Genomic DNA, 21,898 nt, shown 5'->3' with positions numbered 1-21,898 from the left:
GCTTTGACTGGGAACTACTGGTTGTGGCTGAGCGCGTTGGACAGCAGGCGCGCCGTGATGTCCACGATGGGAATGACGCGCTCGTAGGCCATGCGGGTCGGGCCGATCACGCCCAGAGTGCCGACCACCTTGCCGTCGACCCCGTAGGGCGCGGTGATGACGGACACCTCTTCCATCGGCACCAGCTGGGAATCGCCGCCGATGTAGATCTGCACGCCCTGCGCGCGGCTGGAGACGTCCAGCAGCTGCAGCAGGTCGGTCTTTTTCTCGAACAGCGCGAACATCTTGCGCAGCCGGTCCATGTCGGAGGCGATGTCGGTCACGTCCAGCAGCTTGCGCTCGCCGGAGATCACCACGGCATCGCCGTCCTCGGCCGCTTCGGCGCTGGCCTCGACCGCGGCCTGCATCAGGCGCGAGATGTCCTCGCGCAGCTGGGCGAGTTCGGTGGACAGCGTGCGGCGCACGGCGTCGAAGGACTTGCCGGCGAAATGGACATTGAAGAAGTTGCCGGCCTCCAGCAGCTCGGACTCGGCGTAGTCGCGCTGCACGAACAGGATGCGGTTCTGCACGTCGCCATCCGGCGTGACGATGATGAGCAGCACGCGCTTGTCGGACAGGCGGATGAATTCGATCTGGCGGAATATCTGGGCGCGCTTGGGCGTGAGCACCACCCCGGCGAACTGGGTCAGGTTGGACAGCAGCGCGGCGGCGGCATTGACGGCCCGGGTGGGCTCGGCCGCCGACAGCATCTCGCCCATGTTGCGCGGTTCCAGCTGGTACGACTGCACCGCCAGCAGGGAATCGACGAACATGCGATAGCCGCGCGGCGTCGGCACGCGCCCGGCCGAGGTGTGGGGGCTGTGGATCAGGCCCAGCTCTTCGAGGTCCGACATGACGTTGCGGATCGTGGCCGGGGAAAGATCGAAGACTTTGGATAGCGTCCGCGAACCCACGGGCTGCCCATCGGCGATATAGCGTTCGATCAACGCCTTCAGTAACGCGCGTGCACGGTCGTCCATGGCGGGTATTTTAGGGAATCTTTTCCAATTGAGGCGATTTTTGTCCCGCAAGCGTATATGCGGCCCCATATAATCGGCAAACTGGCCCATTCCGGGCAAGTGTCGCGTTTTCCAGCGTCGCCTTTTCTGATCCGCTCGCAGCCATGCACTTTCCCACCGTCGCCCTGATCGGCAGATACCAGGACACCGGCCTGGACGCACCGTTGCGGGCGCTCGCGCTCGCGCTCAGGCAGGCCGGTCGGCAGCTGCTGGTCGACGCCGACACGGCGCGCAACACCGGGCTCACCGAATTCCCCGCCGCCTCGCTCGAAGAGATCGGCCAGAACGCCTCGCTGGCGGTGGTCATGGGCGGCGACGGCACCGTGCTGGGCGCGGCGCGCCACCTGGCGCCCTTCGGCGTGCCGCTGGTCGGCATCAACCATGGGCGGCTGGGCTTCATCACCGACATCCCGCTGCAGGACTCGCAGGCCGCGCTAGCGCGCGTGCTGGAAGGCAGCTTCCAGATCGAGGAACGCATGCTGCTCGAGGGCAGCGCCTGGCGCGGCGAACAGCAGCTGTATTCGGCCACCGCGCTGAACGACGTGGTGCTCAACCGCGCCGGCCGCGGCGGCATGATCGAAGTCCGCGTCGAGCTGGACGGCGCGTTCATGTACACGCAGCGCGCCGATGGCCTGATCATCGCCACGCCCACCGGCTCGACCGCCTACGCGCTGTCCGCCAACGGCCCCATCCTGCATCCGGGCATGAACGCCATGGTGCTGGTGCCGGTGGCGCCGCAAACGCTGTCCAACCGCCCCATCGTCATTCCCGACAGCGGCGTGCTCAACATGACCCTGACCGCCATGGGGCGCGTGGGCGTGGGCGCCAGCGTGCACTTCGACATGCAGACCTGGTCCGACCTGCAACCCGGCGACCGCATCGTGGTGCAACGCTCGCGCCACAATGTCCGCTTCGTGCACCCCGAAGGCTACAGTTTCTTCTCCACCCTGCGCCGCAAGCTGCACTGGAACCTGATGCCGCAGGCCACCGACAACGTAGAGTAGTTAGCGCCCCCCATGCTGCGCACCCTGCATATCCGCGACTTCGTCATCGTCGAACAGACCGAGATCCATTTCGGCCCGGGCTTCACCGTGTTTTCCGGCGAGACCGGCGCGGGCAAGTCCATCCTCGTCGACGCCCTGGCCCTGGCGCTGGGCGAGCGCGGCGACGCCAGCGTGCTGCGCGAGGGCGCCGCGCGCGCCGACATCTCCGCCGTCTTCGATACCCCCGCGACGCTGCGTCCCTGGCTGGCCGAGCGCGAATTCGACGCTGACGAAGAACTCGCCCTGCGCCGCGTGATCGACGCCCAGGGACGCAGCCGCGCGTATATCAACGGCACGCCCGCCACCGTCGCGCAACTGCGCGAGCTGGGCGACAGCCTGGTCGACATCCACGGCCAGCACGCGCACCAGAGCCTGATGCGCCCGGACGCGCAGCGCGACCTGCTGGACGCACACGGCGGCCATGGCGAACTGCGCCAGGCCGTCGGCCAGGCCTGGAAGCTCTGGCGCGCGCTGGCCCGCCAGCTCGAAGCCGCCGAAAAAGACGCCGCCGGCCTGGCCGCCGAACGCGAACGCCTGCAATGGCAGGTGGAAGAACTCGACAGCCTGGACCTGGGCCAGGACGAATGGGACGCGCTGCAGTCCGAACATACGCGGCTGGCACACGCACAATCGCTGCTGGACGGCGCCGGCCAGATCCTGGAAGCGCTGGACGGCGACGGCGACTCGGCCCATCACCGGCTCAACTCGGCCGGCCAACGGCTGCAGCAGATGCTGCGCCACGATCCCGGCTTGCAGGGCGTGGTCGATGAGATCGAATCGGCCCGCATCGCCGTCAGCGAAGCCGTGTCCGACCTGAACAACTATGTCAGCCGCGTCGATCTGGATCCGCAGCGGCTGGCCGACGTCGAGGCCCGCCTGAGCGCGGTGTTCGAGACGGCGCGCAAGTTCCGCGTCGAACCCGACGGGCTTTGCGGCCTGCGCGAAGACCTGCACACGCAGCTGTCCGCCCTGCAGGCGGCCGCCGACATCGACAGCCTGCGCGAACAGACCCAGGCCGCCCAATCACGTTACGACGCCGCCGCGGCCAAGCTCGGCACGGCCCGGCGCAAGGTCGCCAAGGATCTCGGCAAGCTGGTCACCCAGGCCATGCAGACGCTGGCCATGCAGGGGGGCCGCTTCGAGCCGACGCTGTCACCCGCGACGCCGTCCGCGCACGGCAACGAACAGGTCGAATTCCTGGTGGCCGGCCATGCCGGCACCTCGCCGCGCCCCCTGGCCAAGGTGGCCTCGGGCGGCGAGCTGTCGCGCATCTCGCTGGCCCTGTCGGTCATCGCCAGCCGTGCGGCGCGCGTGCCCACGCTGATCTTCGACGAAGTCGACAGCGGCGTCGGCGGCGCGGTGGCCGAAGTGGTCGGCAAGCTGCTGCGCGAATTGGGCGAGCGGCATCAGGTGCTGTGCGTGACCCACCTGCCCCAGGTCGCCGCCTGCGCCAACAGCCAGTTCCTGGTCAGCAAGGCGGAATCGCGCGGCACCACCCGGTCCAGCATCGAGGCGCTGGACGACGCGGCCCGCGTCGAGGAAATCGCCCGCATGCTGGGCGGCATCAAGCTCACCGCCACCACCCGCGAGCACGCGCGCGAAATGCTGGAAGGCGCGGTCCAGGCCACGCGCTGACCCAGAAGACCGGTCGCCAGGGGCGCCCGTCGCTCGGCGCCCCGCGCTGATGATAAAAAAAGCCCCTTTCAATGAAAGGGGCTTTTGATTTCACCGACCCGCGACGAGCGCGGCGCGAATCGGGGGGAATCAGGCTTGCTGCGTCCGGACGCGGATCCCGGACACGGGGATCAACGCCCCTTCAGGCAGCTGCCGCAGATGCCGTACAGCACCATGGCGTGGCTTTCCAGCGCGAAGCCGTTGTCCTTGGCGACCTTCTGCTGACGCTTCTCGATGTCCGGATCCGAGAATTCCACGACCTTGCCGCAGTTGGTGCAGATCAGGTGGTCGTGATGGTCGCCGTCGTTCAGCTCGAACACGGCCTTGCCGCTGTCGAACTGGCTACGGGCCAGGATGCCGGCTTGCTCGAACTGGGTCAGCACGCGGTAGACGGTGGCCAGGCCGATCTCGACGTTCTCGCCGATCAGGGCGCGGTACACGTCTTCGGCGCTGAGGTGCCGTTGGTCGGATTTGCGAAAAATATCAAGAATCTTCAGGCGCGGGAACGTCGCCTTCAGCCCCATGTTTTTCAGTTCGCTTTGGTCGGTCATGGTGTAATCGCTCTCCGTCCGCGTTGGCATGGGCAAGGATCAGGGGAAAACCGCAAGCGGGCCGCCCGGAATTCATGCCGCCCCGCGGAACTATCCTTATGAAACCTTTATGATAACGGTTTTGTCTGCTTCCAAATAATAGGGGCGCGTAGTGTCCATGATTGCACGAATTCCCTCCCGTTCGCTGAAGACCGGCTTGGCCGTCGCCGCCCTGGCCTTCGCCCTCGCGGGCTGCTCGTCCGGCAAATGGGGTTTCCCGTACAAGGCGGGCGTCCAGCAAGGTAACTGGATCACCCAGGAACAAGTGGCCCTGCTGCAGCCCGGCATGTCCCGCGAGCAGGTGCGCTTCGCGCTGGGCAGCCCCACGCTGACCAGCGTGCTGCACGCCGACCGTTGGGACTACCCGTACTACTTCAAGCCCGGCTACGGCGACGCCCAGGAGCGCAAGTTCACGGTCTGGTTCGAGAACGACCGGCTGGTGCGCTGGGAAGGCGACAAGCAACCCGAGCTGCAGCCCTACCAGATCAACACGCCCAGCGCCCAGGGTGACGAAAAGGCCGAGAAGCGTCTGAACGAAGACGAAGCCCGCCTGAAGGAAGAGCAGGACGCCAAGAAGCGCGACAGCGCGGCCCCGGTCGACCCCGCCACCCAATACCCCGGCCAGCCGGGCAACGCGCCCGAGCCGCTGCGCTGACACCAAGGAATTCCCACATGCGTATTGCAATCGCAGGCGCCAGCGGCCGCATGGGCCAGATGCTGATCGAAGCCGTGCTCGCCGCCGACGGCCTGGAACTGGCGGTGGCGCTGGACCGCAAGGACTCGGCCTCGCTGGGCCAGGACGCCGGCGCCCCGCTGGGCAAGCAGACCGGCGTCGCCATCACCGACAACCTGGACGCGCTGTCCGGCGCCGACTGCCTGATCGACTTCACCCGTCCCGAGGGCACGCTGGAGCATCTGCAGGCCTGCGTGCGCCATGGCGTGAAAGCCGTCATCGGCACCACCGGCTTCGACGAGGCCGGCCGCGCCGCCATCGAGGTCGCCGCCCAGAAGACCGCCATCGTCTTCGCGCCCAACATGAGCGTGGGCGTGAACGCCACGCTCAAGCTGCTGGACATGGCCGCCCGCATCCTGAATTCGGGCTATGACGTCGAAGTGTTCGAGGCCCATCACCGCAACAAGGTCGACGCGCCCTCGGGCACCGCGCTGAAGATGGGCGAGACCATCGCCTCGGCCTGGGACGTGGCGCTGCCGGACGTCGCCACCTGGAGCCGCCACGGCGACACCGGCGTGCGCAAGCCCGGCACCATCGGCTTCTCGGTGCTGCGCGGCGGCGACATCGTGGGCGACCACACCGTGTCGTTCTGCGGCATCGGCGAACGCATCGAGATCACGCATCGTTCTTCCAGCCGCGTCACTTACGCGCAGGGCGCGCTGCGCGCCGCGAGCTTCCTGGAAGACAAGCACAACGGGCTGTACGACATGCAGTCGGTGCTGGGTCTCTAAGCGCGATCCGCCCATGCCGCCGCTGGCGGCATGGCGTCGGCCGACCGGCATGGCCGGCGCATGAAAAAGGCTCCCACGGGAGCCTTTTGCTTTTTCATGACCGCCACCGAGCATGCGCGATGCAGGTGCGCTCAGACCCGCACCGGCTCGGGCTCCAGCGCCACGCCATAACGCTCGGCCACCGCTTCCTGGATCGCCCCCGCCAGCGCCATGATGTCGGCCGCCGTGGCCCCGCCCCGGTTCACCAGCACCAGCGCCTGGCGGTCGTGCACGCCAGCCGCGCCCAGGCTGCGCCCCTTCCAGCCGCACTGGTCGATCAACCAGCCAGCTGCCAGCTTGTAGCCGCCATCGGGCTGCGCGTAGGAAACCAGGCCGGGAAAGCGCGCCAGCAGTTCGTCGCGCCGCGCCGCGGACACGATGGGGTTCTTGAAGAAGCTGCCGGCGTTCCCGGTCACCGCCGGATCGGGCAGCTTGGCGCGGCGGATCTCGCAGACCGCGTCGAAGATATCCCTGGCCGTCGGCGACGCCGTCCGCGACAGGCGTTCGTGGCGCTGCAGGTCCGGATACGCCAGCACCGGCCGCCACGGCCGGGGCAAGACGAAGCGCACGCTGACGATGACCCAGCTGCCCGGCGCGTCGTGCTTGAAACGACTGTCCCGGTAAGAAAAACAGCAATCCGCCGCGGACATGTCCACCATGCGCGCCTGTTGCACATCCCAGGCCGTCAGGCTGTGAAAGCGCTGGTCCAGCTCGACGCCATAGGCGCCGATGTTCTGCACCGGCGACGCCCCCACCGTGCCCGGGATCAGCGCCAGGTTTTCCAGCCCGTCCCAGCCCTGCTCGACGCAGGCCGACACGAAGCCATGCCAGTTCTCGCCGCCCGCCGCCTCGATCAGCCAGGCATCGGCGCGCGCCTCAAGCAGCCGGACACCCTGGAAGCGCACCCGCGCCACCAGTCCCGGCACGGTCTCGGGCAGCACCACATTGCTGCCGCCGCCCAGCACCAGCAGCGGCGCGCGCTCGCGAGCCAGGGCCGACAGGGCCGGCAATTGCGACGGCTGATCCAGCGTCACGCAGGCCCCGGCGCGGGACGCCAGGCCCAGGGTGTTGAGGCCGGAAAGATCCTGGGCGACCGGGAACAGCGTGGTTTTCGCGTCAGGCATGACAGGGGAATTTGACATGGGTGCTGCGGGGTTGCTATAGTTTCTGTCTTCGCTCATATTACTTGATTGAGTTTTTCGGTTTTTCTGCCAGTTGTCTAAATCAACGAGACAACAAGAAAAGCAAATCCGGCGGAAGAAAAAACCGCTGGCAAGACAAGCTCAAAAAAATCATGTAAGATGCGCGCCTTCTGATCGATAACCAAGTTGATCAGCGCGACAGCCGACAGGATCACGATTCTTCGGCACGCAATAAAAAATGCGGTTTTCGCAAGCCGTTGGCGCAAGCCAGCCGCCCAGAGGAAACCAATGCGGGAGTAGCTCAGTTGGTAGAGCGCAACCTTGCCAAGGTTGAGGTCGCGAGTTCGAGACTCGTCTCCCGCTCCAAATTTTGATCCGCAGGTTTTCATGCCTGCGGATATCGAGAAAGGGCCGAAAGGCCCTTTTTTCATTTCCGCCCCCCTTCCCCACGACACTGGTCGCCGTTCAGAGCCAAGCCTAGAATACAAAAAACAAAGGCTGGAATTTCCTGGGGGGAACATGCCATGACCGTAATCAGCCTGTCGACTGATGTCATGCCGCCATCCGAACGCGCTGAATCCTGGCGAGACTTCATCTCCAGAACGATTCACAACGTCTCCGTCGAAAGGATATCGGCCAAGGACTTTTCCGCCAGGATCAGCGCCAGGCAACACGATGGCATCCGCTGCGCATCGTTCTGGACCAAGGCGCACGATGTCTGCGGCAAGCGTGAGACGCTGGGCAATGCCGGCGCATCCGGCTATCTCGTCAGCTGGCAGATGGAAGGCACGGCGGAGATCACGCACGACGAACAACGCCGGATCCTGGTTCGTCCGGGGGATGTCACCATCATAGACAGCCGCCGCCCGATGAAAGTCTGCTTTCCTGGAAGCGTGCGCAGAATCGTCGCCAACCTGCCTGCGGCCGCGGTCGAAAAGTCGCTGCCCGTCTTGCAGCACATCCACAGCATGCCCCTTGCGCCCGCTGAACCATTCGCCGCCATCCTGCGGTCCTATCTGGTCGAATTGTCCACGGGAAACCATGCGCTGAAACTCGGCGACGGCGATCTGCTCGTGGAGAACATCTGCAATCTGCTGCGGGTGATCGCGCATCGCCAGGATGTCTACATGACGCCTCGCGAGCTTCAGCGCGCGGCGATTGCGCGGTTTGTTTCCCGCCACGCGAGTAACCCCGATCTCTCACTGGACGACGCCGCCGCTCACCTGAAGATGTCCAGCCGCTTGATCCAGAAGGTGCTGCATGAGCAGGGCACCAGTTTCTCGAACATGCTGCTGCAGGAAAGGCTGGAACTGGCTCGGACACAACTTCTCGCCTGCCACGACCGGATATCCGGCATCGCCTACGCATGTGGCTTCAATGACATATCCCACTTCAATCACGCCTTCAGGAAACGATTCGGCATGACGCCGTCCGACGTCCGTTCGGCCGAACCCGCCGGTCGGCGCGACGCCTAGCATTTCCCCTGCCCTCCAGCGCCTTTCAGGCGCGACTGCCCCTGAACACCTGTTCATGGAGCGCATGACCCAGGGGATGGGAAAAATCAAGGAATGCATCCAGGATGTTGTAGTGATTCTTCCCCTGGACCTGCAGATAGCTCACGTCATAGCTTTTGCCCTGGAGCGCCTGGGCGTAGTCCCTGGATTGCCGGATGTACTCGCCCGTTTCGTGTTCCGCCACGGCGATCACATAGGGCACCCGCCGTCTTGGCGTGCGGAACATGCTCGAATTCCTCAAGGACTGGGCCTGATCCAGCCGCAGATATTGATTGAGGAAAGAAAGCCGCCGCGCCTCCTGGTCATAGATTCCGCTTAGCGAGATGGCCGCCTTGATGACGTCATCCGGCGCGCCATGATCATCCCAGCAGGCTTCCAGCGCGCGCGCGACGATATGCGCGCCGGCGGAGTGGCCGGAGATCGTGATCGCATTGGGATCGCCTCCCATGATGCGGGCGTGCCGATACACCCAGGCAATGCTGCGGCGGGTCTGCGCCACGATGTCGTCCAGGCCGACCGCGGGACACAGGCCGTAATTCGGGATGACAACGACCGCGCCCCGCTCGACCAGCGGCCCGGCCACGAAGCTGAAGTTGTACTTGTCCTGCGAGCGATAGCCCCCGCCATGGAAGAAGATATGCACGGGCGCCCCGCAAGACCTGGACTGGAAAAAGATATCCAGCGTCTCGCCTTCCTCGCCGCCATATGGGACATCCGGCGAAAACAGCAGACTGGCCCTGGCCGCCGCGCTTCTGGCGTTGTAGTCGTCGAAGTACGGCCTGGTGTCGCCTACATGAGCCGCGGCGTTGTACTCGCGATCGAGTTCCGCCTGATCCAGATTCCGATAGACATGTTGCGGCATCCCGCGCCCCTTGAAGTTCATCGAGCGCCTACTGCGGCTCGATACCCGAAGACTTGATGAGTTCCCCCCAACGGCGGGTGTCCGACGCGATGTCGGCCGCGAACGCCGCCGGCGCATTGGCCGCCGCGGAGATTCCCAACTTCTCGAACTGTGCCCGGACCTGTGGATCGTCAAGCGCCTGAGCAACCGCCGCCGCCAATTTCTCGCGAACGGCGAGCGGTGTCCCGGATGGCGCGCCCAGGCCCCACCAGTTCGATACGTTCAGGCCGGGCACGCCCGACTCCGCCGCCGACGGCGCATCGGGATAGCCCGGCAGGCGCGAGGGCCAGGCAGTCGTCAATACATGAATCCCCTTGGCCCCGCTGGCCACCTGCTCCAGCCCGGCCGATACGCTGGCGAAATAGACCTGCACCTCGTTGGCAAGCAAGGCGCGCACCGACTCCGCATTGCCCTTATATGGCACGTGCTCCATCCGCACGCCGGCCAGGCGCGCGAACAACAGCCCCGCCAGGTGGGGCGCCGTGCCCACTCCCGAAGAGGCATAGAAGAACGTGCCCGGCCGTTCCCTGGCCAGCGCGATGAAGGCCTGCACATCCTTGACCTGCACGGCGCCGCTTGCATACATGACATACGGCGTTTCAATGACCTTGGACACCGGCGCCAGCGGCTTGATCGGCCTTTCGATCAAGGATCGATACACGAACTGGTTGATCGCGTAGTTGTTGACCGCGGCCATCAGCAGCGTATGGCCGTCAGGCGCGGCGTTGGCGACGAAATTCGTGCCGATGTTCCCGCCCGCGCCCGGACGATTCTCAATGATGATCTTTCCCTTCAGCGCCTGCTCCATTCCTGGCGCGATCAGCCTCACGACCATGTCTCCGGTGCTGCCCGCCGCGTAGGGCACGATGATGTGAATGGGCTGGGACGGGTACGCGCTGTCGGCCGCTAGGGCGGCGGTGGACAGCATCGCGGCGATGCAGAAGATGATTCGACCGATGATGGACCTGAGCATGGCGTCCCCCTTGGAATATGGCGCACGGTGAGCGGGCCAGGAAACCTTACCGTAGCCAGGAAACGGCGCTTGGTCTGTCGCGCATCTTGAATGGTCGCAAGCGCCCGGCACTACCCATGGGGCGGCGCGGTCGCCCCGGCATGGCCCGGAAAGACAAGCCCGGCGCGCAGACATCGCGCTGGCACAAGCTATCTGCGCTTCGCGCCAAGACTTGTTTCACGGCCGGCCTTCAGAATCATTCCATCGGAGACCATACCGTCGCGGACATGAAGACCAGCCTGACAGATGAGCAGCTCGCCGATCCCGCGATCGCGGAAGCGGACAGAATCCTGAATACGTGCCAGCACTTCGGCTTTTGCACGGCGGGATGCCCCACTTACGTTCTGCTGCACGACGAGAACGATGGCCCGCGCGGCCGCATCGATCTGATCAAGGAAATGCTGGAAAGCCAGCGCGCGCCGACGCCGCGGACCGTTGCGCACATAGACCGATGTCTTTCCTGCATGTCGTGCATGACCACTTGCGCGGTGAAAGTCGACTACATGCATCTGGTCGATACGGCGCGCGCGCACATAGAGGACAACTACCGGCGTCCGCCTGGACAGCGCATCGCCCGAGCCTTGCTCGGCCGCGTTTTGCCGCGCCCCGCCCTGTTCCGGATGGCGCTGGGTCTGGGCCGCCTGGTCAGGCCCTTCTCGGCGGCGTTGCCGCCCTTCCTGCGCAGCGCATTGCGCCTGATTCCCGAACGACGCCGGGCAGGCCTGCGCCAATACCGCTACCCCGCCCGCGGCGAACGGAAGTGGCGCGTCGCCTTGCTGGCGGGTTGCGTGCAGCCCGTGCTCTCGCCGCACATCAACGACGCGACGATACGCCTGCTGACGCGCCTGGGTTGCGAAGTGGTCGTACCGGCCTCGGCGGCCTGCTGCGGCTCGTTGAATCTGCACATGGGCAACCGCAAGCAGGCCCGAGAATTCGCCAAGGCCAACGTGCGGGCCTGGATCGCGGAAATCGACGGCGAGGGCCTGGACGCCATCCTGGTCAATGCATCGGGCTGCGGCACAACCGTCAAGGACTACGTCCATCTGTTGCAGGACAGCGACCACGCCGTCGCGGCCGCGCGCGTATCCGCGCTGGCGCTCGACATCACCGAATGGCTGATGCGCATGAATCCGCCCGACCCGCCCGCTCCCCGGCGGCACCACGTTGCCTACCATGACGCGTGTTCCCTGCGCAACGCGCAGAAGGTCACTGACCCGCCGCGCGCGCTGCTGCGCAAGGCAGGCTACCTCGTGCAGGACATACCGGAAGCGCACTTCTGCTGTGGTTCCGCGGGAACCTACAACCTGCTGCAGCCCGACCTTGCCCGGCAGCTGGGACAAAGGAAAGCAATGAACATCGCGGGCCTGGCGCCCCAGATCATTGCCGCGGGCAATATCGGATGCATCACGCAAATCGGCCAGTACAGCGACGCGCCCATCGTACACACCGTCGAGCTGCTCGATTGGGCCTACGGCGGCCAGCGGCCGTCGGCGCTGGAGGACATCGCGCTCGAAGAACTGCCCGCGCCGACCACAGCCGAGGGCAGCGCTCCCGGGACGCAAGCCTCAGCCGTCGTCAGGCTGCACAAGAAGACCAAGCCCGACGGCGACGACGTCGGGATCTGGTGATCCACGCCTATCCACAGGAGACATCATGAATGAGGGAATGCAGGGCTTCCTGCGGGAAGTCGCCGCCGGCATCGGCGAACAGTGGGTGGACACGCGGCGGGAAACGCTCGCCCGCTACGGCGAACATACCCTGCCGGCGCCGGTCCGGGAACCATCGGCCGTGCTGTTTCCAGCGTCAACGGAACACGTGCGCGCCATCGTCCTTGCGGCCAATCGGTGGCGCATCGAGCTATACCCCATCAGCACGGGCAACAACATCGGGCTGGGCTCCCGGGCGCCGACCAGCGCCGGCCAGGTTGTGGTGGATCTGGGATACCGCATGAACCGCATCCTCCAGGTCAACGAGGAAACGTGCTACGCCGAACTCGAGCCGGGCGTCAGCTTTCAGATGCTCCATGACGAACTCGCGCGGCGCGGCAACAAGCTGATGGTCTCCGCGACCTCCGGCCCGCCACATGGCGGCATCATTGGCAACGCGCTGGACCGAGGGGCCGGCTACGGCCCCTACTTCGACCACTTCGGCATGCTTTGCGGGATGGAGATCGTCCTGGGCAATGGCGACGTCATCCGCACCGGCGACGGCGGTCTGGATACCGAGGATCCGATCAACTGGCATGTCTCCAGGTTTTCATCGGGGCCGGCGCTGGACGGACTCTTCGCGCAGTCCAATTTCGGGATTGTGACGCGCGTGGGCATCTGGCTCATGCCCCGACCGCCCGTCTCGCGCTCCTTTCATTTCGTCTTTCCGGATGACGAGGACATAGAACAGATCATCGATCTCTGCCGCCCCCTGAAGCTCTCCAATTTCGTGCCTAGCCTGTTCCGCGTGGCGAATGATCTGTATGCGCTGGCTCCGGAGGAACGCAACCCCGAATACGTGGCCGGATCGAAGGATGGCATCTCGGATGCGGGACGCGCCGCCTTGCAGCGCAAGCATGGGCTGGGCGCCTGGCAGGTGTCCGGCATGTTCTATGGCCCGTCCGACGCCGCGCTTGAGCCGCAGATCCAGCGCGTGCGGGCGCATTTCGAGCGCAGCGGCAAGGCCCGCTACATCAGCCACGAGGAAGCGCAGAACATGGCGCCTCTGCGCGTGGCGATCGATTCAATGAACGGCCGCCCCAGCGCGAACGAATTGGGCATGCTGCAGTGGCGGCCCGGCAGCGGCAACTCATGGTTCCTGCCCGGCACGCCCATGGTGGGCAAACAGGCCCTGGCGCTCGATCGTCTCGGGCGCGCCATTTTCGCCAAGCACGGGATGGACTACATCGTCATGCACGTCGCGTCCGCGCGATTCGCGCGGGGCCTGCATGTCCTGGTCTGGAACAAGGACGACAAGAACGAAAACGCGCGGGCCGATGCCTGCTATCGGGAGCTGGCCGAAACATTCGCCAGGCACGGCGTCGGCGTTGGCCGCGCCCCGGCGGACTACCACGACCTGCACATGCGGCAGATGATCCCGGAACTGCGCGACGCCTGCGCCGCCATCAAGAAGGCGCTTGACCCCAATGGAGTCATCAGCCCAGGAAAATACGGGATTCCCACGGAGAAATGATGATGGCGCATGACGACAACTGGCTGGGTCCGAAAACGGGCTCGCACATGGTGGTCGCCGGCGGCTGCGGCGGCATCGGACGCGAACTCGTCGCCCAGGCGCTGGCCCATGGCGTGAACGTCACCGTGCTGGACCTGCCCAAGGCCATCCGCCCCGACTGCCGCGTTGCCGGCGCCCGCTACGTCGGCTTTGACGCGCTTGAAGAGCAATCCATCATCGAGGCGGTCGGACAGATCCGGAGCGCCTGGCGGAACGTCGATGCATTCGTGTTCCTCTGCGGCTATCCGATACTGCCGCGCCGTCCCTTGGCCGAGGTCGCGCTGTCGGCATGGAATGACCTGATGTCAGTGAACCTGACATCCGCGCATATCCTGGTACGCGAGCTGCTGCCGCTGTTGCGTGCCAGCGAAACGCCCTCGATAACGACCGTGGCATCGAGCCTGGGCTACCAGGTCATGCCGGGCATGGGCGCCTACGCCGCGTCCAAGGGCGCCCTGGTCAGCCTGACCAAGGCATTCGCCATGGAACTGGCTCCTCATGTGCGCGCCAATGTGGTGGCGCCTGGGGCCGTCGAGACGGCCTTTCTGGGGGGAGGCACCGGACGCGAGGACATCGTGAGCGACCGTGGCTGGTTCGACCAGCTGAGCGACAAGTATGTATCCTCCATACCGCTGGGCCGCGTTGCCAGCCCCGCCGACATCGTCGGGCCCATCCTGTTTCTTTCCGGACCGGGTGCCGGCTACATCACGGGGCAGGTCCTGCACCTGAACGGCGGCAGGTTGACCCCTTGAAGGTTGAAGATGGATATGCGGCAGCTCGAGCATCAGTATTTGACGGGACAACTGCGCACGGCGTTCCTGCGGCAAAGCCGGGAAATGGCGGAATGCTGGGCCGGGAATGGCAATCCCGCCGTCTGCCAGGCGCTTGACGGAGACGATCACTTCAGCGTGCTCAAGATGGCGACCGACGATCCTGGCCCGATCGTGGAACAGGCGCTCGCGTTCATCTCGCGACCCGGCTAGCGGCGCGGGCCACCCGGACCTGGGCGCGCCAACTGCGCAAGCGCCACGGCCAGCCCTTGTCCGCTACTGCCGCAGCAACTCTCCGATCTCGCGCGCCGCGCGGCGCAACACAGGCAGCACCTCGCGCACCCTTGCGTCGGTCATGCGGCCGTGCGTGGTCGCCACGGTCACGGCCGCCAGCAGCAGGCCGCTGTCGCTGTGCACCGGCAGGCCGACCGCGCTGATGCCCGGAACCGCGCGATTGGCGATCAACGCGTAGCCGACCTTGGCGGCCTGCGCGCAATGCGTCCGCACGTCGCGCGCGTCCAGGTCGCCGTAGGCGCCCAGGCGCGGCGCGATGGCATCGATGATCCCTTCCTGCTCCGCCGGCGTCAGATTGGCCAGCAGCGCCAGGCCGCCGGCGCTCACGCCCAAGGGCTGGCGGCTGCCCATCGGCAGGGCCGGCGTCTGGATCGGATAGCCGCCCTGGACGCGATTGATGCATACCGCATCGTTACCGCTGCGCACGAACAGGAAGCTGGTATCGCCAGTCTCCACGGCCAGGCGAGTCAGGGCGGACATGCTCAGATCGCGCAGGTTGAACCGATGCGCGGCGGCCAGGCCCAGCTCGAAGACCAGCGCGCCGAGCCGATAGCGGCGCGTCGCCGTGTCCTGCACCGCCATGCCTTGCGCGACCAGCGCCCTGAGCAGCCGATGCATGGTCGGCCGCGCCAGGCCGGCGGCGCTGGCCAGATCGACCAGCCTCATGCCGGCGTCGGCCTCGCGCGCCAACAACTTCAACACCTGAATGGCCCGGGTGATGCCCTGGGCGCCGTTCACGGTTTCTATGGCTAGGCTCATCGTCAGTCCAATTGATGGAATTTAATTTATTTCACTTGGTGGGCCTGCATTCAGCAACCTAGCATGTCTTCGCGATGTATCCGGGTCAAACCATTCCAACATCTTTTCCACTATTTGGAATAGTTGGCCCACCGCAATGATTCCTTGCTGGAGCGAAGCCGATGCAGCCGTCCCCTCCCCCCTGGTCCGCGCGCGACCGCGTACCCTACGAACCGATCACCCACCGCGCGCCCTTCACGCTGCCGGGCAATGCCCGCGTCGCCGTATGGACCATCGTCAATGTAGAAAACTGGCAGCCGGGGCTGGCGATGCCCCGTGCGGTGCTGCCGCCGCCCATGGGTCAGCCGCTGCTGCCCGACATCCCCAACTGGTGCTGGCACGAATACGGCATGCGCGTCGGCTTCTGGCGTTTCCTGGATGTGTTGAACGCGCGCCGGCTCAAGGCCACGCTCGCAGTGAACGGCACGGCTTGCCAGCTATACGCCCCGGCCTGCCAGGCCGCGCTCGACGCCGGCTGGGAATTCATGGGCCACGGGCATGTGCAGCAGCCCATGCATCGCGTGGCCGACCAGGCCACGGCGATCCGCGACACCATCGCCGCCATCAAGGCCTTCACCGGCCGCGCGCCGCGCGGCTGGGAAAGCCCCGGCCTGACGGAAACCGACGACACAATCGACCTGCTGGCCGAGGCGGGCATCGAGTATGTGGCCGACTGGGTGCTGGACGACCAGCCCGTGCCCATCAGGACGCGCTCGGGCGATATCGTGTCGGTGCCCTATACCGTGGAGCTCAACGACGTGGTGATATCGGCCGTGCAATTACACGGTTCCGATGAACTGCTGCTGCGCGGCCGCGACCAGTTCGACCAGCTGTACCGCGAGGGGGCCGACATTCCCCGCGTGATGGCCATCTCCATCCACCCCTATCTCACCGGCGCGCCGCACCGGATCCGCTACCTGGCGGAACTCTACGACCACATCCTGTCGCATCCCGACGTGCTGATGTGCACGGGCGAAGAGATCCTCGACATCTACCGCGCGCAATCGCAAGGAAACCGGCCATGAACGGCGTGCCCGGCCTGACCCCGCCCCGCATCCTGCTGCTCGGCACCGGCGGCACCATCGCGATGGCCTCGGACGCCGGTGGCGCCATCAAGCCCGCCCTGCAGGCCGACGAACTGGTCCGCGCCGTCCCGGCGCTGGAGCGGATCGCCGCGCTGGAAACCGTCGCCTACTCGAACAAGCCAGGCGCCACGCTGACGCTGCGCGATCTCGCCAGCCTGTCCGACGTGATCGCGGACGGCTTCGACCGTGGCTGCCAGGGCGCCGTCGTGGTGCAGGGCACGGACACCATCGAGGAAACCGCTTTCGCCCTGGAACTGCTGGCGCGGAGCACGCTGCCCGTGGTCGTGACGGGCGCCATGCGCGGCGCCCAGGCGCCGGGCGCGGACGGTCCGTCCAACCTGCTCGCGGCCGTGACCGTGGCCGCCTCGCCGGACGCCGCCGGACTCGGCACGCTGGTGGTCCTGGGCGACGAGGCCCATGCCGCGCGGCACGTGCAGAAGACCCACACCACCCTGCCGTCGGCCTTCCGCTCGCCCGGCGCGGGACCGCTGGGCACGATCCAGGAAGGCCAGTTCCGCCTGTTCGGCTGGCAGGCGCCGCTGCCGGCCGTGCGCGTCGCGGCCGCGCGACTGGACGAAACCCCGGTCGCCTTGCTGCGCATCGGGCTGGACGACGACGGGCGCATGCTGCGCGCGCTGCCGCAACTGGGCTACCAGGGCGCGGTCATCGAAGCCATGGGCGCGGGCCACGTGCCGGCGTGGCTGGCGCCGGACATCGGCGAACTGGCGGCGCGGATGCCGGTCGTGCTGAGCACGCGCGTGGCGGCGGGTCCGGTGCTGCGCATCACTTACGGCTTCCCCGGATCCGAGAGCGACCTGCTGTCGCGCGGCGCCATCCACGGCGGCAGCCTGGGCGGACTCAAGGCCCGGCTGCTGTTGCGCCTGCTGCTGGCGGCGGGCTATCAGGGCGCCTCGCTGCGCGCCGAGTTTGCCTGCCGCAGCCTGGCCGACGCCTGAGCGCGGCCACGTCATCCCCATCAACGCCCACACAGGAGTTCCCCAAATGCAAAAGCGCCATGCCGCACTCGGGATGTTCGCCGTGCTGTTGTTCTCGTATGTCATCAATGCCATAGACCGGCAACTGTTCTCGGTGCTGGCGGCCGATGTCCGCAATGCGCTGGATCTGAGCCTGCCGCAGGTGGGACTGGCGTCCACGGTCTTCACGCTGGGCATGGGCGTGGCGGGCATTCCGACCGGCTACCTGCTGGGCAAGATGTCGCGCAAGTCGGTCACGCTGATCGGCCTGGTGATCTTCTCGGCCGCGACCTACCTGACCGCCTACTCGCGCGGCCTGCCCGACCTGCTGCTCTACCGTTTCGTCTCGGGCCTGGGCGAAGCCATGCAGCTGACCGCCCTGCTGGCCATCGGCACGAGCTACTTCTTCCAGCACCGCGCGGTCGCCGCCAGCTCGTTGAACTTCACCTTCGGCATCGGCGCCATCATCGGCCCCAACCTGGGCGCCGCCATCCTCGGCGCCACGCACTGGAAAATGCCCTTCATCGTGTTCGGCCTGTCCGGCATCGTCGCCTTCGTACTGATCGTGCCGCTGGTCAAGCCCTGGTTCAGCGAAGCGCGTCCGCAACCCGATCCGGCCGCGAACCGCGCCGGCGCGCCGGCCGATCCCGCGCTGGACAGCCTGTGGGCCCCGACGCCGCTCATGCTGGCCGTCGCCACCGCCTTCGCCGGCCTGTCCATCTACGGTTATCTGGGCCTGTACCCGACCTATCTGCGCGACGCGCTGGGCTTCACGCCCAAGCAGGCGGCGGGCGCGGTCAGCTTCTACGGCCTGGGCGCCCTGCTGTCGCTGCTGGGCGGCTGGCTGGGCGACCGCTACGACTACCGCAAGCTGCTGTTCTTCTCGCTGCTGATCTCGGCCGTGGCCGGCGGCCTGCTGTTCACCGAACTTGGCCGTTCCCTGGCGCTGCACGCGACGCTGTCCTTTGTCTTTGGCGCGGCCATCAGCGGCATGGTCTACGCCAATCTGTCGGCGGGCATCATCAAGTCGGTCAGCAGCGCCAAGGCCGCGCAGGCGTCCGGCCTGTTCGTGGCCAGCCTCTACATCCCCGCCGCTTTCGCGGGCTACCTGCTCGGCCACCTGAAAGGCGGAATGGGCTGGACCCTGGCCGGCATCCTGCAGGTGTCGGGCTGCGCGCTGCTGGCGGCGCTGCTGGCCATCATGGCGGGCGCGCGGCGCGCGGATTGAGCGCCCTTGAAGCGACCGCCAGCCTCATGCGCCGGCGCAAGCTGCCTGCCCTGAAAAAGGCAGGGCCCGGCGCAATGCCGGGCCCCGCTCCACAGACTCCGGACTCCCCTGCCCGTCCCATGGGACTGGCCGACGGGAAGCCGGATCCGCTACCGCTTTACTTCACGGCGGTCCAGGCTTCCGACCAGTTCAGGCCCGTGCCCGGCGCATAGTACTGCGCCGACTGGCCGCACCAGTTGGTGTAGGGCCACGGCTTGCACTCGAAGTCCTGGCCAGCGTTGCTGACGCGTTCGCCGGCCTTGTAGGCCGTGCCTTCCTTGTAGGCCGGGTACTTGCCGCCGCCGGTGCCGCCGCCGCCCTGGTCCTGCTTCTTGACCGTGACGGTGTGCTCGGCCGAGGACGAGCCCTTTTCATTGGTCACGGTCAGACCGAACGTGTAAGCCTTGTCCTGCGACAGCTTGGGCGCGACGAAGCTCAGGTCGGCCTGGTTCACCGGGGCCGTGATACCGGCCGGCAGCTTCCACAGATACGTCAGCTTGCCGCCGCCGTTGTTCGAGTTCTTGCCCGACAGCAGCACGGTGGCGCCGCCCTCGGCGGTGGCCGGGCCGGTCAGCTTGGCCGTCGGCGGCACGATGCCGGTGGGGGGATCGACGGGCTCCGGACCGCGCTGGTCGACGGCGAAGCTGTAGACCTTGTTCAGGCCGTAGACTTCGTTGCCGTTGGCAACCGGCTGCGGCACGACCTTGCCGTCGGCGCCGAGCTTGCCCAGGCGGACGATGCCGGACGCATTGTTGGTCTTCTGGGACAGCACATACTGCCACTGCTCGGGCTTTTCCTGGCCCTTGGACACGATGATCGAATGGCTTTCCAGATCGCCGCCGCGCACCTTGTCGAACACGCGCAGGGTCATGGTCGAGCCGGTCTCGACCTGGCCGCCCTCCAGCGTGCCGCTGGCCTTCCACTGCATGTCGACGGGCATCACGTCCACGTTCGAGCACGAGTAGAAGCCTTCCTTGGCATCCCCCGGATCACGCTGCCAGACCGTGTAGATGACGCGCTTGCCGGTGTACTGGGCCGGGATCTTCACGTCCAGCTTGGTAATCTTGTCGTCACCGGGACGGTCCAGCCAGCCCGAATCGCCGATCAGTTCCAGATCGGACCAGCGCAGGCCGGCCTTGGGATCGTAGCTGTCCTTGCTGATGTAGGTGCGGAAGTACTTGGTGATGTGCGGAGCGGTCTGCTGGTACTTGAACGTCAGCTTGCCGTCCGCGCCCGGCGTCAGGACCGTGGTGGGCCAATCATAGTTGCCGTCGATTTCCTTCCAGTCTTCCTTGCCGCCAGCGCACAGCAAGCCGTCGGGAATGTAGTCCTGATGATTGTCCAGCACGCCGCCCACCGCATTGGACATCCAGCTGGACGACTGCGAGGCGATCTTGCCGCAGCCGCTGTGCTTGGGATTGCTCCAGGGGGTATCGAACTTGTTGCACGCGTATTCGCGGCTGGGCGGGTCGATCAGGGAACCGTGGGCGTTGGCGGAGGTCGGAGCCATGGCCATCAGCACGGCCTGGGTCAGGGCCGCGACGGGCAGCGCCATCTTGACCGCGTTGCGCAGGGAAGCACGCATCTCTGTTGAGTCCTTTGAATGTGAGAATGAAGGTGAGCGCCAACGCGAATCCGGATGAAGCCGCGAATCGCGAAAGCGGGCGCATTATGTGGACCGCCCTTCATTCGAAAAACCATTCTCAAGAGAGCCTGAATATCGGAGCGCCAGCTGGCCTGAACCTGCGCTGCGCGCACCTCGTCCCGCGCCTCGCCCGCCGCTCCAGCCGCGCCGAGGCCGGCATTGCCCCTTCGATAAAAAAAGGCGCCGTCAAGGCGCCTTACTCCAACCGGACCGCCGCGCCTTGCGCGGCTTCGCCGGGTTCTGGAGGATCCTCGTTTTCAAGCGCGCCGCCGCGCGGCAACAGCGGCATGGTCAGGATGAACGTGCTGCCCTGGCTCGGCCGCGATTTCACCATCACTTCCGCGCCATGCCCCTTGGCCACGGCGGCCACGATGGCCAGGCCCATGCCCACGCCGTCCTGGCAGTGCCTGCGCGCTCCGGCGGCCCGATAGAACGCCTGGCACAGCCGGGGCAAGGCCTCGGCCGCGATGCCCACGCCCTGGTCCGCCACGTACAGACGCGCGGCATTGCCCAGCCGCTGCGCGCCCAGCGTGACCCGCGTGCCGGAAGCCGAATACTTGACGGCGTTCTCCAGCAGATTGACGACGGCGCGCAACAGCATGCAATAGTCGCCGGCGACCCACAGCGTTTCATCGCCGTCCCGCACGTCGATCGACACGCCCTTCTTGTCGGCCAGGGGCAGCACCTGGTCCGCCGCGCTGTGCGCCAGGTCTTGCAGCGACACCGGCAGGAAACGCGACCGGTCCAGCCGTTCCGCGCGCGACCTCTGCATGAAGTGCTGCGCGACCGACAAGCCGTATTGCACCTGGTCCCGCACCGAACGTAGAAAGTCATGATGCACCGCCTCGGCCTTGTCCGCGCCCTGCTTGTCGACCAGCGCCAGAACGGCCGACAGGGGACTGCGCAGGTCGTGCACCATCTGCGCGACGGCGTCGCGGTCGGGCGCGGCGGGCGCGAGCTTCGGCGGTTCGGATGGCGTCGCGGCCGCCTGGGGCACAGCCTCGCGCGCCACCAACGCCTGGATCCGTGAAGCGCCGACGCGCCAGTGGACCACGCAGCCCAGCATGAACAACACCGCCATCGCCGGCGACCCCGCCGGCGTCACGCGCCGCGCGATGATCAGCGTCAGCACCACGGCGGTCCAGAAGACCGCCAGGCGCAGCGCGGCTCGTCCACGCTGATGGAACAGGCCCAGGGCCACGATGAACAAGGCAACGCAGACGATGACCAGCACATCCGCCGCGCTGAAAGGCCGGGGCGGCGAACCCACGCGGCCTCCGGGCAGAACCAGCGCCAGGGCGACGATGCTCAGGTGACAGCACAGCCAGGCGTTACGGCAAGGCGCAAGCGCCGTGTCGTTGGCTCGCGAACCCGGAAAATTCGACAGCTCCATATCCCACCATCCCAGA

At 66.4% G+C, this 21,898-nt stretch carries 20 protein-coding genes and 1 tRNA gene; 13 read left to right on the top strand and 8 right to left on the bottom strand.

Going from position 1 to position 21,898, the window contains the following annotated elements; genetic code table 11:
• Positions 1 to 14: 14 nt before the first annotated feature.
• Positions 15 to 1,019, bottom strand: a complete 1,005-nt coding sequence (hrcA, locus tag AC6LJ5_RS03880; RefSeq protein ID WP_392412017.1) for a heat-inducible transcriptional repressor HrcA — start codon at positions 1,017 to 1,019, stop codon at positions 15 to 17.
• Between the two features lie 143 nt (positions 1,020 to 1,162).
• Between hrcA and AC6LJ5_RS03875 the strand changes: the two genes are divergently transcribed.
• Complete coding sequence (locus tag AC6LJ5_RS03875; protein ID WP_103272856.1) at positions 1,163 to 2,062, top strand: NAD kinase; 900 nt, start codon at positions 1,163 to 1,165, stop codon at positions 2,060 to 2,062.
• Between the two features lie 12 nt (positions 2,063 to 2,074).
• Entirely contained in the window at positions 2,075 to 3,736 is a 1,662-nt protein-coding gene (gene recN, locus AC6LJ5_RS03870) for a DNA repair protein RecN (protein WP_392412015.1), read from the top strand.
• Positions 3,737 to 3,906: 170 nt separating this feature from the next.
• Here the strand turns inward: recN and fur are convergent, their stop codons facing one another.
• Positions 3,907 to 4,326 (bottom strand): ferric iron uptake transcriptional regulator, encoded by a 420-nt coding sequence (gene fur / locus AC6LJ5_RS03865; protein WP_103272854.1) that lies wholly within the window; start codon positions 4,324 to 4,326, stop codon positions 3,907 to 3,909.
• Between the two features lie 157 nt (positions 4,327 to 4,483).
• On the opposite strand from fur, the gene AC6LJ5_RS03860 reads away from it, so the two are divergent.
• Both AC6LJ5_RS03860 and dapB read left to right on the top strand, forming a co-directional pair.
• Positions 4,484 to 5,020 carry an outer membrane protein assembly factor BamE gene (locus tag AC6LJ5_RS03860; RefSeq protein ID WP_103272853.1) on the top strand — a complete coding sequence of 179 codons (537 nt, stop codon included), beginning with the start codon at positions 4,484 to 4,486 and terminating at the stop codon, positions 5,018 to 5,020.
• Between the two features lie 17 nt (positions 5,021 to 5,037).
• On the top strand, positions 5,038 to 5,829 hold the full coding sequence (gene dapB / locus AC6LJ5_RS03855; protein ID WP_103272852.1) for a 4-hydroxy-tetrahydrodipicolinate reductase: 792 nt from the start codon (positions 5,038 to 5,040) through the stop codon (positions 5,827 to 5,829).
• A gap of 131 nt (positions 5,830 to 5,960) precedes the next feature.
• On the opposite strand, the gene murB is transcribed toward dapB, so the two are convergent.
• On the bottom strand, positions 5,961 to 7,010 hold the full coding sequence (gene murB / locus AC6LJ5_RS03850) for a UDP-N-acetylmuramate dehydrogenase (protein WP_498139862.1): 1,050 nt from the start codon (positions 7,008 to 7,010) through the stop codon (positions 5,961 to 5,963).
• A gap of 290 nt (positions 7,011 to 7,300) precedes the next feature.
• On the opposite strand from murB, the gene AC6LJ5_RS03845 reads away from it, so the two are divergent.
• Together AC6LJ5_RS03845 and AC6LJ5_RS03840 are read left to right on the top strand one after the other, a co-directional pair.
• A tRNA-Gly gene (locus AC6LJ5_RS03845) sits at positions 7,301 to 7,376 on the top strand.
• A 158-nt stretch (positions 7,377 to 7,534) separates the two neighbouring features.
• Positions 7,535 to 8,485 (top strand): helix-turn-helix domain-containing protein, encoded by a 951-nt coding sequence (locus AC6LJ5_RS03840; protein ID WP_103272843.1) that lies wholly within the window; start codon positions 7,535 to 7,537, stop codon positions 8,483 to 8,485.
• A gap of 25 nt (positions 8,486 to 8,510) precedes the next feature.
• On the opposite strand, the gene AC6LJ5_RS03835 is transcribed toward AC6LJ5_RS03840, so the two are convergent.
• Together AC6LJ5_RS03835 and AC6LJ5_RS03830 are read right to left on the bottom strand one after the other, a co-directional pair.
• Complete coding sequence (locus tag AC6LJ5_RS03835; protein ID WP_498139861.1) at positions 8,511 to 9,407, bottom strand: alpha/beta hydrolase; 897 nt, start codon at positions 9,405 to 9,407, stop codon at positions 8,511 to 8,513.
• Between the two features lie 7 nt (positions 9,408 to 9,414).
• Positions 9,415 to 10,353: a Bug family tripartite tricarboxylate transporter substrate binding protein gene (locus tag AC6LJ5_RS03830; protein WP_158658340.1), complete on the bottom strand. Its 939-nt coding sequence runs from the start codon at positions 10,351 to 10,353 to the stop codon at positions 9,415 to 9,417.
• A gap of 185 nt (positions 10,354 to 10,538) precedes the next feature.
• Between AC6LJ5_RS03830 and glcF the strand changes: the two genes are divergently transcribed.
• From glcF to AC6LJ5_RS03810, 4 genes are read left to right on the top strand one after another with little or no spacing between them, the layout of a single operon-like run.
• The gene (gene glcF, locus AC6LJ5_RS03825; RefSeq protein WP_498139860.1) at positions 10,539 to 12,065 is read left to right on the top strand and encodes a glycolate oxidase subunit GlcF; all 1,527 of its coding nucleotides are present in this window, start codon (positions 10,539 to 10,541) and stop codon (positions 12,063 to 12,065) included.
• 25 nt (positions 12,066 to 12,090) lie between these two features.
• On the top strand, positions 12,091 to 13,617 hold the full coding sequence (locus AC6LJ5_RS03820; protein WP_498139859.1) for an FAD-binding oxidoreductase: 1,527 nt from the start codon (positions 12,091 to 12,093) through the stop codon (positions 13,615 to 13,617).
• 2 nt (positions 13,618 to 13,619) lie between these two features.
• Entirely contained in the window at positions 13,620 to 14,408 is a 789-nt protein-coding gene (locus AC6LJ5_RS03815; RefSeq protein WP_158658339.1) for an SDR family NAD(P)-dependent oxidoreductase, read from the top strand.
• Positions 14,409 to 14,423: 15 nt separating this feature from the next.
• The gene (locus tag AC6LJ5_RS03810; RefSeq protein WP_498139858.1) at positions 14,424 to 14,639 is read left to right on the top strand and encodes a hypothetical protein; all 216 of its coding nucleotides are present in this window, start codon (positions 14,424 to 14,426) and stop codon (positions 14,637 to 14,639) included.
• 63 nt (positions 14,640 to 14,702) lie between these two features.
• Here AC6LJ5_RS03810 and AC6LJ5_RS03805 read toward each other — a convergent pair whose 3' ends face one another.
• Positions 14,703 to 15,479, bottom strand: a complete 777-nt coding sequence (locus tag AC6LJ5_RS03805) for an IclR family transcriptional regulator (protein ID WP_103272836.1) — start codon at positions 15,477 to 15,479, stop codon at positions 14,703 to 14,705.
• A gap of 161 nt (positions 15,480 to 15,640) precedes the next feature.
• On the opposite strand from AC6LJ5_RS03805, the gene AC6LJ5_RS03800 reads away from it, so the two are divergent.
• From AC6LJ5_RS03800 to AC6LJ5_RS03790, 3 genes are read left to right on the top strand one after another with little or no spacing between them, the layout of a single operon-like run.
• Positions 15,641 to 16,543, top strand: coding sequence for a polysaccharide deacetylase family protein (locus tag AC6LJ5_RS03800; protein WP_498139857.1), 903 nt, complete (start codon positions 15,641 to 15,643; stop codon positions 16,541 to 16,543).
• Entirely contained in the window at positions 16,540 to 17,559 is a 1,020-nt protein-coding gene (locus tag AC6LJ5_RS03795) for an asparaginase (protein WP_498139856.1), read from the top strand. Before AC6LJ5_RS03800 ends, AC6LJ5_RS03795 begins: the two co-directional genes overlap by 4 nt.
• A gap of 46 nt (positions 17,560 to 17,605) precedes the next feature.
• Positions 17,606 to 18,805 carry an MFS transporter gene (locus tag AC6LJ5_RS03790; protein ID WP_498139855.1) on the top strand — a complete coding sequence of 400 codons (1,200 nt, stop codon included), beginning with the start codon at positions 17,606 to 17,608 and terminating at the stop codon, positions 18,803 to 18,805.
• Positions 18,806 to 18,962: 157 nt separating this feature from the next.
• Here AC6LJ5_RS03790 and AC6LJ5_RS03785 read toward each other — a convergent pair whose 3' ends face one another.
• Both AC6LJ5_RS03785 and AC6LJ5_RS03780 read right to left on the bottom strand, forming a co-directional pair.
• Entirely contained in the window at positions 18,963 to 20,429 is a 1,467-nt protein-coding gene (locus tag AC6LJ5_RS03785; protein WP_103272833.1) for a lytic polysaccharide monooxygenase, read from the bottom strand.
• 256 nt (positions 20,430 to 20,685) lie between these two features.
• On the bottom strand, positions 20,686 to 21,882 hold the full coding sequence (locus AC6LJ5_RS03780) for a sensor histidine kinase (protein ID WP_498139854.1): 1,197 nt from the start codon (positions 21,880 to 21,882) through the stop codon (positions 20,686 to 20,688).
• Positions 21,883 to 21,898: the final 16 nt, after the last annotated feature.

The sequence above is a fragment of the Achromobacter sp. 1011791174 genome (assembly GCF_059760925.1).
The sequence above is the reverse complement of the archived record's forward strand: the minus strand, read 5'-3'. Positions and strand labels throughout refer to the sequence as shown.

Coding starts and splice junctions, on each gene's coding strand:
- hrcA (WP_392412017.1), bottom strand. CDS start 1,019: ATGGACGACCGTGCACGCGCGTTACTGAAGGCGTTGATCGAACGCTAT.
- AC6LJ5_RS03875 (WP_103272856.1), top strand. CDS start 1,163: ATGCACTTTCCCACCGTCGCCCTGATCGGCAGATACCAGGACACCGGC.
- recN (WP_392412015.1), top strand. CDS start 2,075: ATGCTGCGCACCCTGCATATCCGCGACTTCGTCATCGTCGAACAGACC.
- fur (WP_103272854.1), bottom strand. CDS start 4,326: ATGACCGACCAAAGCGAACTGAAAAACATGGGGCTGAAGGCGACGTTC.
- AC6LJ5_RS03860 (WP_103272853.1), top strand. CDS start 4,484: ATGATTGCACGAATTCCCTCCCGTTCGCTGAAGACCGGCTTGGCCGTC.
- dapB (WP_103272852.1), top strand. CDS start 5,038: ATGCGTATTGCAATCGCAGGCGCCAGCGGCCGCATGGGCCAGATGCTG.
- murB (WP_498139862.1), bottom strand. CDS start 7,010: ATGTCAAATTCCCCTGTCATGCCTGACGCGAAAACCACGCTGTTCCCG.
- AC6LJ5_RS03840 (WP_103272843.1), top strand. CDS start 7,535: ATGACCGTAATCAGCCTGTCGACTGATGTCATGCCGCCATCCGAACGC.
- AC6LJ5_RS03835 (WP_498139861.1), bottom strand. CDS start 9,407: ATGAACTTCAAGGGGCGCGGGATGCCGCAACATGTCTATCGGAATCTG.
- AC6LJ5_RS03830 (WP_158658340.1), bottom strand. CDS start 10,353: ATGCTGTCCACCGCCGCCCTAGCGGCCGACAGCGCGTACCCGTCCCAG.
- glcF (WP_498139860.1), top strand. CDS start 10,539: ATGGCCCGGAAAGACAAGCCCGGCGCGCAGACATCGCGCTGGCACAAG.
- AC6LJ5_RS03820 (WP_498139859.1), top strand. CDS start 12,091: ATGAATGAGGGAATGCAGGGCTTCCTGCGGGAAGTCGCCGCCGGCATC.
- AC6LJ5_RS03815 (WP_158658339.1), top strand. CDS start 13,620: ATGGCGCATGACGACAACTGGCTGGGTCCGAAAACGGGCTCGCACATG.
- AC6LJ5_RS03810 (WP_498139858.1), top strand. CDS start 14,424: ATGCGGCAGCTCGAGCATCAGTATTTGACGGGACAACTGCGCACGGCG.
- AC6LJ5_RS03805 (WP_103272836.1), bottom strand. CDS start 15,479: ATGAGCCTAGCCATAGAAACCGTGAACGGCGCCCAGGGCATCACCCGG.
- AC6LJ5_RS03800 (WP_498139857.1), top strand. CDS start 15,641: ATGCAGCCGTCCCCTCCCCCCTGGTCCGCGCGCGACCGCGTACCCTAC.
- AC6LJ5_RS03795 (WP_498139856.1), top strand. CDS start 16,540: ATGAACGGCGTGCCCGGCCTGACCCCGCCCCGCATCCTGCTGCTCGGC.
- AC6LJ5_RS03790 (WP_498139855.1), top strand. CDS start 17,606: ATGCAAAAGCGCCATGCCGCACTCGGGATGTTCGCCGTGCTGTTGTTC.
- AC6LJ5_RS03785 (WP_103272833.1), bottom strand. CDS start 20,429: ATGCGTGCTTCCCTGCGCAACGCGGTCAAGATGGCGCTGCCCGTCGCG.
- AC6LJ5_RS03780 (WP_498139854.1), bottom strand. CDS start 21,882: ATGGAGCTGTCGAATTTTCCGGGTTCGCGAGCCAACGACACGGCGCTT.